The sequence below is a fragment of the Intestinimonas sp. HCP28S3_D6 genome (assembly GCF_052065695.1).
In the GTDB taxonomy this organism is placed as follows: domain Bacteria; phylum Bacillota; class Clostridia; order Oscillospirales; family Oscillospiraceae; genus Intestinimonas.
Window position 1 is genome coordinate 1 of sequence record NZ_JBQHTM010000071.1, and the last position, 10,404, is coordinate 10,404.

The 10,404-nt window shown below is 52.1% G+C and carries 8 protein-coding genes and 2 tRNA genes; 5 read left to right on the forward strand and 5 right to left on the reverse strand.

Going from position 1 to position 10,404, the window contains the following annotated elements; genetic code table 11:
• Positions 1–95: 95 nt before the first annotated feature.
• Positions 96–680 carry a hypothetical protein gene (locus ACTNBK_RS15685; RefSeq protein ID WP_441147506.1) on the reverse strand — a complete coding sequence of 195 codons (585 nt, stop codon included), beginning with the start codon at positions 678–680 and terminating at the stop codon, positions 96–98.
• 8 nt (positions 681–688) lie between these two features.
• Positions 689–1,963 carry an MBOAT family O-acyltransferase gene (locus ACTNBK_RS15690; protein ID WP_441147508.1) on the reverse strand — a complete coding sequence of 425 codons (1,275 nt, stop codon included), beginning with the start codon at positions 1,961–1,963 and terminating at the stop codon, positions 689–691.
• A gap of 562 nt (positions 1,964–2,525) precedes the next feature.
• Between ACTNBK_RS15690 and ACTNBK_RS15695 the strand changes: the two genes are divergently transcribed.
• From ACTNBK_RS15695 to ACTNBK_RS15715, 5 genes are all read left to right on the forward strand, one after another.
• Positions 2,526–3,239: a hypothetical protein gene (locus ACTNBK_RS15695; protein ID WP_441147510.1), complete on the forward strand. Its 714-nt coding sequence runs from the start codon at positions 2,526–2,528 to the stop codon at positions 3,237–3,239.
• A 320-nt stretch (positions 3,240–3,559) separates the two neighbouring features.
• A complete protein-coding gene (locus ACTNBK_RS15700; protein WP_441147512.1) occupies positions 3,560–4,861 on the forward strand; it encodes a hypothetical protein in 1,302 nt (433 codons plus the stop codon).
• Positions 4,862–5,576: 715 nt separating this feature from the next.
• Positions 5,577–5,900, forward strand: a complete 324-nt coding sequence (locus tag ACTNBK_RS15705) for a DeoR family transcriptional regulator (RefSeq protein WP_441147514.1) — start codon at positions 5,577–5,579, stop codon at positions 5,898–5,900.
• A 505-nt stretch (positions 5,901–6,405) separates the two neighbouring features.
• Positions 6,406–6,636, forward strand: coding sequence for a helix-turn-helix domain-containing protein (locus ACTNBK_RS15710; protein ID WP_441147516.1), 231 nt, complete (start codon positions 6,406–6,408; stop codon positions 6,634–6,636).
• On the forward strand, positions 6,621–7,859 hold the full coding sequence (locus ACTNBK_RS15715; protein WP_441147518.1) for a tyrosine-type recombinase/integrase: 1,239 nt from the start codon (positions 6,621–6,623) through the stop codon (positions 7,857–7,859). Before ACTNBK_RS15710 ends, ACTNBK_RS15715 begins: the two co-directional genes overlap by 16 nt.
• A 113-nt stretch (positions 7,860–7,972) precedes the next feature.
• Here the strand turns inward: ACTNBK_RS15715 and ACTNBK_RS15720 are convergent.
• The 3 genes from ACTNBK_RS15720 to ACTNBK_RS15730 all read right to left on the reverse strand — a co-directional run.
• A tRNA-Met gene (locus ACTNBK_RS15720) sits at positions 7,973–8,049 on the reverse strand.
• A 4-nt stretch (positions 8,050–8,053) separates the two neighbouring features.
• A tRNA-Leu gene (locus ACTNBK_RS15725) sits at positions 8,054–8,140 on the reverse strand.
• 154 nt (positions 8,141–8,294) lie between these two features.
• The coding region (locus ACTNBK_RS15730; RefSeq protein ID WP_441147520.1) for an alpha/beta fold hydrolase at positions 8,295–10,404 on the reverse strand (2,110 nt) is incomplete at its 5' end.

Genomic DNA, 10,404 nt, shown 5'->3' on the forward strand with positions numbered 1-10,404 from the left:
AGCAGATAAATAATGGCTATTTTGCACTGAAATCACCTTAACCAAGCGCAAATGGCGGCTAATACATTGAGTAGAAACAGGATAAAGGCTTTTATTCAGAGGTTCCCTAGGTATTTTGTATACATATCAATGAACGGAACCTCTTCTTTGGACATGTATTTGGAAAATGCCGAACGAATCGCTGTGGTGTGCCAAAGCCGGTTATCCATATACTCTGGATAGTGGTCCGCAAAATAGATGGCCTGTTGAGGAACACCCAAGAAACAAAAATATCCTCCATAAGACGTAATGTGCTCGTTTAACTCGCGATATGCCTCTGCAGTGGCTTCTGCCTGCCCATCAATATAGCCAATATCCCAGTAATAGAATCCGAAATAATCCAATAGGACATCTGAACTTACGATGAGATCGCTCACAACCGGACGCTCTAATGCCATGCTCAAACGTGTATAGTTTTTCATCATCTCATCTCTGAACACAATATGATCCGTCAGTGTAGTCTCAATATCGGAGAAAAAGGACCCGTCCCACACACCTGCTTTCGTAAGCTGTGGAATAGGCGCCAGCCCGCGCTGTTCATAGAAGGAAACACTGGTATGTGGCCCCAAGACAGTCAATACTGGCATGGCAATCATGCAAGCGGCAAAGATCACGATAAAAAACACTTTTCTCTTTTTCATAAACTGCCTCAAAATTGAAAATAGATGAATGGGTTAAATCCAGAGCTTACCAGGAATACCATCGAAAGTGCGCCAACTCCAAGGGCAAATATAGGTATGCCGATTGTCGAGAGCGCAACACTAAGTCTGCCGTCCCGATGCGAATCAAGGATGTCTTGCAGCTTCGTCTTGACCGGAAGAGACGCAATTACTGCCAGCAACAGATCCCAACGATACTCCAGCACCAAGTAGGTGGCTTGGTCATTCCAAATGCCGCAGTGATTGGCTCCAAACATGGCTGATAAAAACGATAGAATTTGTCCCAAACTAGATGCTCGGAAAATCAACCACCCGACCATCACGAACAACATGGTGTAAATATGCCCTATAACGGAGGGCAGCTTGTCCATCAGTCCTCCCCACACATACCGTTCTCCGATCAGGAGCAGTGCGTAATAAAGCCCCCAGCAGATAAAGTTCCACTCAGCACCATGCCATAGTCCAGTCAGCCCCCATACCACTAGGAGATTGAGAATCTGGCGTTTTCGAGAACAGCGGTTTCCTCCCAGAGGGATATACAGATAGTCCCGAAACCAAGTGCTCAAAGAGATGTGCCACCGTCTCCAGAATTCCGTGATAGATTTAGCAATATATGGGTAGTCAAAATTCTCCAAGAAATGGAAGCCGAACATGCGTCCCAAGCCAATCGCCATATCGGAATAACCAGAAAAGTCAAAATAAATTTGGGCCGTATAGGCGACCACTCCAAGCCAGGCCAGCCCGGTCGCAAGATGATCTGCGCCTTGGTTGAACGCCTCATCCGCCACCTGCGCGACCTGATTCGCAATCAAAACCTTCTTAGCCAAACCAAATAGAAAGCGTATCATTCCGTGGTAAAAATCATCGATACTTTCTTTTCGATTCACAATTTCATCAGCAATGGTTGCATAGCGCACAATAGGTCCTGCTACAAGCTGGGGGAAAAGCACGATGTAAAGTGCCACACGTAATATATTTTTTTCTGATTTCACCTCACGCCTATATACATCGATCACATAGCTTAGGCTCTGGAACGTGTAAAAGGAAATGCCAATCGGTAGGATGATATCAAGCACCGGCACAGATGGGATCAGCAAACTGATATTACGTGTCAGGAAGCCAAGATATTTGAAAAAGACCAGCAGCCCTAGATTACACACCAAGGCACCCACAAGGGACAGCTTCCTAATCCGTATCCCGTGCCTTTCGTCTACTAATCTGCCAAATACATAGTTTACAACAATAGAAAAAGCAATCAGCGGCACAAGTCTCCATCCGCCTCAGCTATAAAAAACCAAGCTGAACAGAAGCAAGGCTAAATTTCTGGCTGATCGCCTATGTATCGGACAAATATAATAACAAAAGAGCAATGCAGGAAAAAAACAGAAACAAAAATGTTAAGCTGCTAAAAACCACGATAATCCACACCCTTAAACATTTCCATATGTCTCTCATTAAATAATATGACTCGACCAGCGCAGTTATGACATGCCCGTCCAAAATTTTTTGGTGTATTTTTCAGTAATGCTTTTTTGTTTCTTTCCTTTCATAGAATTTTAGATTCTATGTCAGATTATCTGTTTTAGTAACATATATAAATAGAAAAGCACAGCGAGTTATATTCAATTTGATTATTTATTGCCTTTCTATGCCTTCATCTTTTTTACTGAGGTGGTGATTCCAATGAAGACTTTTAAAAAACTCATTGCTCTAGTTATGGCCATTGGTATGCTTACGGTCAATTGCACCTCCTATGCTGCAGTAACCGGAAATTGAATTCCTATCCTTACCCCCACCCGTCTGATTGGAGAATTCGATGTTTCCCCAATGGCAGTTTACGATGTCCAGTCGCTGAAAAATGGTGCCCTGTTCCATGAAACTGGTGTAGGGGCCCATTATTACGTCTATTCCGGGCAGAGCACCGTATATTCCGAGGCATTTGCAAATATAAAGTTGCCCACCAGCATGAATTATGCGAATGGCACGCGAAATGCGTTTATTTCGCTTGGCATTGCTGGAACTGGTGTCGCCATTGACCTGGGCCTTATCAACACAGGGAACGACTGGAAGCCCGTTTACAACGAAGTTGCCAATGGTACAGGATATGGCGAAATCATGCACAATTATGTCGCCCCAAGTAGTGCGACTAATGCGAAGATTGTTGTCAAGCCAGTCAGTACTACAAAAGTTCATATGTACATTCAGTTCCTGAATTCTAGTGGGCAGAATGTTGGCACTGCATTTGACCAGGACATTACTCTTCAGCACAGCAGCTTTACCAGTAGCGGCGGAATTATCTCTTGCAGGTATTATCGCTTTGCTTCCCTGGTTCCCAATAACGGTCAAGATAATCAAACTGACGGTTCCAGAATGACCGGTGGACAGTTTATCAACCTTGGGCTTTACAACAGGAACACCTCCACTTACGACACATGGGGGGTACCCACTACGCGTGTCACAAACGCTTGGATGGTTTCTCCTGACCATATCAGCGTAACCTGTGGTAATAACTATGACACGTTTAACATCACCCACACATAACATATTCTGATTCGAAGCATTCCAGGGGGACCTGGATATGACTAATACACACCCTTGCGAACATCAGAATATTTCTTTTCCCTTACCCCGGCAATCACGTTGCCGGGGTAAGGGATTTGCGGTTTAGTTGCCTATATTTCTTAATATAGTTAATACCTGGTTGCTAGTGACTGGGTATAGCGAGATTATGGAGGTGCATTCAATTGAAAAGGAAAATATGTTCTTGCTTGAGTGTCCTGCTTTGTTTCCAACTTTTCCTGAGCGTCGCCGGAGCAACAGGGACGCGCGACCTGAGCTGCCAAGAGGGCCAAGCCATACGCTTGGAGCGCCTGGGTCTTTTCCTGGGCGTGGGGAAGGACCAAAATGGCTTCACCAACTTCGACCTTAACCGATCACCTAGCCGCGAGGAGGCAGCAACCATGCTGGTCCGGGCCCTGGGTAAGGGGGCTGAGGCGGTAGGAATGGCAAAGTCCCACCCCTTCACTGATGTGCCCGTCTGGGCGGATGGCTATGTGTCCTACGCATATAGTCAAGGACTCACCAAGGGCATTTCAGATACTGCCTTCGGCGCAGGGGAAACTGCCACCGGGGCCATGTACGTGACCTTTATGCTACGTGCCTTGGGCTACACTGACGGTACCGACTTCACCTGGGATAACCCTTGGCCTCTGGCTGAGGACTGTGGTATCGTGCCTGAAACGGTAGACCGGGAGGACTTCCTCCGGGCCGATGCCGTAGATGTCACCGTTGCTGCTCTCTCCGCCAAGCTGAAGGGGACAGACACTACCCTAGTACAGAAGCTCATTGAGGAGGGAGCCGTTTCCCAAGCGGCCTATGCCCAGGCATTTCAATCCTATGAAGTGGCCATGGATGGAATCGCCGCCAACAACTTCTACCAGGAAGAGCAGCGTTGGGAATCGGACTATGGTACCGTGGTACTGGGACTGGTGTCTGGCTTGCCACGGGGCAACGGCTACACTCTCCAACTTGTCACCAAACCAGCCGCCGCTGTTGGAGAGGGTCTGGTCATCGATCTTTCCCTGGAGAACAAAGCCAAACCGGAGGAACCCACATTGAGTGCTGACGGGCGGACTTTTACCTATAAGGCCGGGACCTTGGGCGTCCTCACCGTGGACTTAAGTACCATAAGACCGATTGAGCATATTGAGCAACCTGCTGGTGACAATGGAGTGGACCAGGAAGCCTATGTGGCGGCCGTAGAAGCACTCATCAATGGAAACGAGAGTATGCCTGTCACGGTGGAGGATCGCCTGGAGTCTGACATCTGTACCGTACTCAGTCTGCGAACAGACGGATGGGCCCATGGCCCCACCTATAACTTGACTCTGATATATAAACCTGGTTCTGCCAAAGCTGCCGGAGAGGTTGTCTCACTGCCTGTTCCTCAGAGTAATGGAATCGGCATGCGCGCCCATGCGGAGAATCTAGCCCTCTCTGATGACGGTAATAGTCTAACATATACTTGCACTATTCCTGAGCCTGTAGTTGTCAATCCTGGCCAACCAGAAGAGAATGTGGTCAGTGAAGCAGGCAGCTATACCTACACTGTAGACTTGAGCACTGGTGTGGCTACGTTAACCATATCGCCTTTGGATAAATAATGTCTACGGCATGGATTTCGCAGACATGGAAGACGATGCCTTTCAAACAATCGTCACAATTTACCTGCAGAAATTGGCGGATAGACCTGCTGCGCATTCTCTCAATGTTTATGGTTGTAGTATTGCATGTTCTCGGTCAAGGGGGTATCCTGGTTGCTCAGGTCCCCTTTGACTATGGTTGGGTACTGTGCTGGACCTTGGAGTCCGCCTGTTTTTGCGCTGTAAACTGTTTCGGTGGCATCAGCGGCTATGTTTCTAGAGTAGAGACATTGTCTATAAGAGCTTGTATTCTTCGTTGGACATAAGTTGCATTTGTCAATTGTTCATCATTTTCCTGTGTGGTATTGGCACTACTTTCCTCGTCGCCATTTTTTGTTCGTTTTTTATAGATTTCCTCTGATATGCTCTTTTCCGCAAAGTTAAATTGATATAGCGTTTTAGTGCGTATACAAGATAGCGTCCTCGTTTCAGCGGGGACGCTATCTTTATATGTGCCGCAATATCACTGATTGCAGAATATTCAGAAGAGACATTTCCCATAGTTACACATACACAAAATTTTCAGATTGTGCAATATCTATAATTTCTCAACGAATTATTAACTAAAATGCTGAATCTACCCGATTTAGGCAAAAAGTTTTCTAAAGCGGAAAAGAACCTTCCTATTTAACCTTTATACTCCAAGCAACAGAGCGAGGCGGGGAGGTGAGAAGGAGTGAGCCCGTCCGAACGTCGCAGTGCAATCATGGATCTGCTGTGCGACAGGCGATATGAAACGGCAAAAAATCTCGCAGCCCTGTTCGGCGTTACGGCACGTACCATTCGCAACGACATCACGGCTCTCTCCTGTACCTACCCGATTCAGACCATCCGTGGAAGATATGGCGGCATTCAAGTGGCCTCCTGGTATCACCCATATCGGCAAGAACTCTCACCACAACAGGAAGTCTTGCTTAGAAAGCTCATGGTAAACCTGGAAGGTGAAGATTTGACCGTTATGGAGAGCATCCTCACAAAATTTGCCCGCCATACAGGGTAGAAAGCTGCCCGCATAGCTCTGATGTGTACCTTGAAAGCTGAATATCCGGCAACGGGATACGTCCACTGATGAGAGGCCTCCAGAAATGGAGGCTGAAGCGACGCTGGAGGATGCGCCAAGACCACCTGTGCAGGCAAAACCTGCATCAAAGACGGCCAATAAAGGTGCTGAGCGGTTCCCATCCGTCCAAAAAGCAGCCTGTGGCGGGCTGTTTTGCATTGCGGCTGGCTTCTGACTAGTCCGACCCTCATCAGCAATCTAGTAATGATACTCCTGCCCAGAGAAAAACCACTTTGTGGGGGCAGCTCGGAGAGATCCTCGGAGGGGTGAGATTCCCGTGACGCGCGCCAGCGCGGTCCGTCTGTTGCCGCCCTGACATCCGGGGAAGTTGTGTCGAATACGGGTGTTGAGCATCATCGCAACAAATAGCATGAGAAAAAAACAGGAGACAGCTCTCCATCAAGGGAGGGCTGTCTCCATCCTATTCTGTTAGGAGGTAAACATAATGGAGCTTGATCGATCTCTGTTGAACACACTTCCTGACTTCCTGACACCGGAAATGCTGTCCTCTGTTTTACCCGTCTCCAGATCCACGCTCTACCGTGCCTTGCACCAGGGGACGATCCCCTGTATGAGAATCGGAAAGCGTTTTATCCTCTCACGTGCACACCTGGAGCGGTGGCTGGAAGACAATTTGTGTCATAATGAGGTGTGTGGCTCATGGCGCGTCGGCTGAAAGGAGAGGGCTCCCTCTACCAGACCAAGGACAAGACATGGGTCTGTCAGTATTACGGCGACGATGGAAAACGGCATACGAAGCGGTTTCAGCGAAAAGTGGATGGCCGGGCGTTTCTGGACGACCTGCGGCAGAATGAGACGGAGGCAATGCTCCCGGAACAGCCCACCACCCTAAGCACCGGTAGTCGGTCCTCTGAGCTTACCGTCGGGGCATGGATGGATCGCTGGTTAGAGACCTATGCCCGGCCTACGATAAAGCTTTCTACCTATTGCAGCTATGAGATGCTTGTTCGTGTCCACGTCAAACCCATATTGGGAGATATTCCATTTTCCCGCCTGGATTCCATCACCCTACAGGAGTTCTTCAATCAGAAGTACAGCAGTGGGAAGACCACGGGCACAGGAGGCCTGTCTACTAAGACCCTGAGAAACCTGCGCAATATGCTGCATCTGTCCTTTGAGCAGGCCAAGAGGAATGGGCTCATCAATACCAACCTGGTGGAAAGCGTCCGTCTTCCCAGAGAACAGAAAAAAGAGATGCGTGTGCTGAGCAAGGAGGAGCAGCGGCGTCTGGTCCTGGCCTGTCGGGCCATGCCGGAACCGGCTTCCTTTGGCGTGATCTTCACCCTTTTTACCGGTCTGCGGATGGGCGAGGTGTGCGGTCTGCGCTGGGATAACGTCGACATGGAACAGCGACAGTTCCTGGTCTGTGAGACCAGAAACCGCCTCCCAAACCACGATGCTTCTATCGAGACCTCCACCAGCGTCCGCACCGTCTCTACCACAAAAACAGATCACTCCCGGCGGATCGTCTACCTCTGTGATGAGCTCTATCAGGAGCTGTGCCAGTATCGGGAGATCCAGTTTTCCCTAATGGAGCAGTATCCCGGCTACAATTCCGAGCGCTATGTCTTCTGCCAGGAGAATGGGACGCCCTATGAGCCCCGGACCTACCAGGACCTGTTCAAGCGGTGTGTATCCCGTGCCGGCATCGCGAGCGCCAACTTTCATTCGCTGCGCCATACCTTTGCCACACGCGCATTGGAGCAGGGGATGGACCCTGTGACCCTCTCCAAGCTGCTGGGACACGCCAACGCCTCCATTACCCTGGACAAGTACGGGCACTCCTTTGAGTCCCAGAAGCGGGCGGGAATGGAGCTGATGGGCGCTCTGTACGCACCCGTGCGGGAGCCGTCTGTTGGCCCTGTGATGGGTTTTTAGCATCACCAGTCCGAAAATAAGCATCAGATAAGCATCACATAAGCATCAGTCCCAGGAAGCCATAACTTTTTAAACAAAAAAACACCTGATTTCTTACGAAATCAGGTGTTTTATGGTTGCGGGGGAAGGATTTGAACCTTCGACCTCCGGGTTATGAGCCCGACGAGCTACCAAGCTGCTCTACCCCGCGATATTGGTGCCGGAGACCGGAGTCGAACCGGCACGGGATCACTCCCACAGGATTTTAAGTCCCGGGCGTCTACCAATTCCGCCACTCCGGCATCCACACTCCAGCGTCTCTCGCTTTCAGGTTCTAGAATAGAATACCATATTCTATCACCTCTGTCAAGTCCTATTTTATATTTCATTTGATTTGGTGGAGAAAAAGGGAGACAGCCCATGGGCTGTCTCCCTTTTCGCCATTAAAGAATTTGCTCAGGCGGCCTGCTCAGCCCCGGCGGCGGTGCCGGAGAGGACGGCCTGAAGGGCGTCCACCTGCTCAGCGGAGAGGCCCACGGTCCCAGTGAGGTAGGTCTCGGCGGCAGCGGCGAGGTCCACACCGGCCAGATCAGCGCCCTCCTCCAGACCGGCGATGGTCCGCAGAGTGCTCATGATGTTGCTCTCGGCGATCTTCTCGTACTGCTCGGAGCCCTTCTCCACGTGGTAGTAGTTCTCATAGGAGGTCATGTAGTCGGCCTTGATCTCGTCCACGGTGCCGCCCATGAGGGCCTCCAGCAGGGCGGAAACAAAGCCGGCACGGTCCTTGCCCTCGTTGCAGTGAACCAGGTAGGGACCCTCGTTGGCGATCATGTACTCCAGGCCGGTCTTCAGCTTGGCGTTGAAGTCCTCGGCGGCGAAGTCCACGCCCATGTCCAGGGCCACCACGTTCAGGGTGGCGTAGTAGCTGTCGGCGTATCCCTCATAGGCCTTCATGGTCTCCTCGTTATCGGCCAGGTTGAGGACGGTCTTGATGCCGGCGGCCTCAGCCAGCTTGTCGGCATAGGCATTGCGGCCCAGCTCGGGGTTCACGGGGCTGGAGGAGCGGTAGAGGACGCCCTCAGCGATGTCGCCCATGACCACGGGGCGGAAGTTGGCAAAGACCTCATCGGAGGCGTAGTCGTCCCGGTTGTTGGTCCGCAGGGAGTCGATGTTGCGGATCTGGTACTCCTCCAGATAGCCGGCCTTCTCCTTCATGGCCACGGTGATAACGGTACCCTCGCCGGCCTTGTAGGTCTCGGCGAAGTTGCCCATGTTGATGGCCACGGCCAGGGTGTTGGTGTCGGTGTCAGGCAGGGAGATGACGCTGCCGTTGTCCACGTCACTGTAAGCGGTGCCGTAGGGCACGTCCATGGCGGTGTCGCCCACGGTAATGGTGAGGATGTCGCCGGTCTCATAGCCGGCGCCGGCCAGAGCGTCCACAGACAGGTCGGTGGTCACATTGCCGTACTTGCTCACGGAGATGACGGTGGCGGTGAGGCCGCCGTTAAGGGTCTCCTGGAAGAAGCCGATGCCGGCGTTGATGGCCTCGGTGATTGCGGTGTAGTCGCCGGTGAAGACGTTGAAGGTGTGGTCGCAGTCCTCAATATAGTAGGCGCGAGTGGCCTCGTTCTTGGCATTCTCCACGATCATCTCGGCGTTTTCAGGCAGGACGGAGGTATCCTTCATGCCCTGGATGGCCAGGATAGGAGCCTCAATCTTGGCGACCTCGTCCAGCTTCTTGAAGCTGATGTTCTCCTCGTACCAGCGCAGACCGATGTGCTGGGGATCACGCCAGTCGTACTCGGCCACATAGTAGCCATCCTTCTTGGCGATCTCATACTGGGCCTCAAACTCCTCGCCGGAGCGGTCGGTCACGGAGCCGGCCCAGGTCACCACGGCCTTGAAAGTCTCGGGGTAGGCAGCGGCGGCAAAGAGGGCGTTGGTGCCGCCCTGGCTCCAGCCCATGACGGCAATCTTGTCGGCGTCAATGGCGTCCAGGCCGGCCACATAGTCGGCGGCGGCCTTGGCGTCCAGGTTGGCAGAGGTGAAGCAGTAGTCGGTGTAGCTGGCGGTGGAGTCGCCGTTGCCCATGAAGTCAATGCGGATGGTGGCAATACCGGCCTTGGCCATGGCCTCGGCGGCCATGTCGTAGCCGTTGCCGGCCTCATGCTTGTTGGTGCCGGTGCCGTGGAGCATCACCACCACAGGGAACTTGCCCTCCCCCTCGGGGATGGTGACAATGGCGGGCACCTCATGGGCGGGGATGCCGTCGGTCTCCGCCACCGGGATGCTCGCCGTAGTCTCGGTGCAGCCCTTGGAGGCCTCAGGCACCTTGGAGAAGTTGAGGAGGATGGTGGCCAGCTCGGTGCGGACAGCGGTGCCGTTGGGGTCCAGCAGGTTGCCGGGCTTTCCGCCCAGGATGCCGGAGCCCACGGCGACGGCCATGCCGTCGGAAGCCCAGTCAGCCACGGAGGCGGCGTCGGCGTAGGTGCTCAGGTCGCCGGCGGTGGTGGCCAGACCCTTCACCTCGGCATAGCGGGCGAAGATGGTGGCCAGCTCAGCGCGG

Coding starts and splice junctions, on each gene's coding strand:
- ACTNBK_RS15685 (WP_441147506.1), bottom strand. CDS start 680: ATGAAAAAGAGAAAAGTGTTTTTTATCGTGATCTTTGCCGCTTGCATG.
- ACTNBK_RS15695 (WP_441147510.1), top strand. CDS start 2,526: ATGGCAGTTTACGATGTCCAGTCGCTGAAAAATGGTGCCCTGTTCCAT.
- ACTNBK_RS15710 (WP_441147516.1), top strand. CDS start 6,406: ATGGAGCTTGATCGATCTCTGTTGAACACACTTCCTGACTTCCTGACA.
- ACTNBK_RS15715 (WP_441147518.1), top strand. CDS start 6,621: ATGGCGCGTCGGCTGAAAGGAGAGGGCTCCCTCTACCAGACCAAGGAC.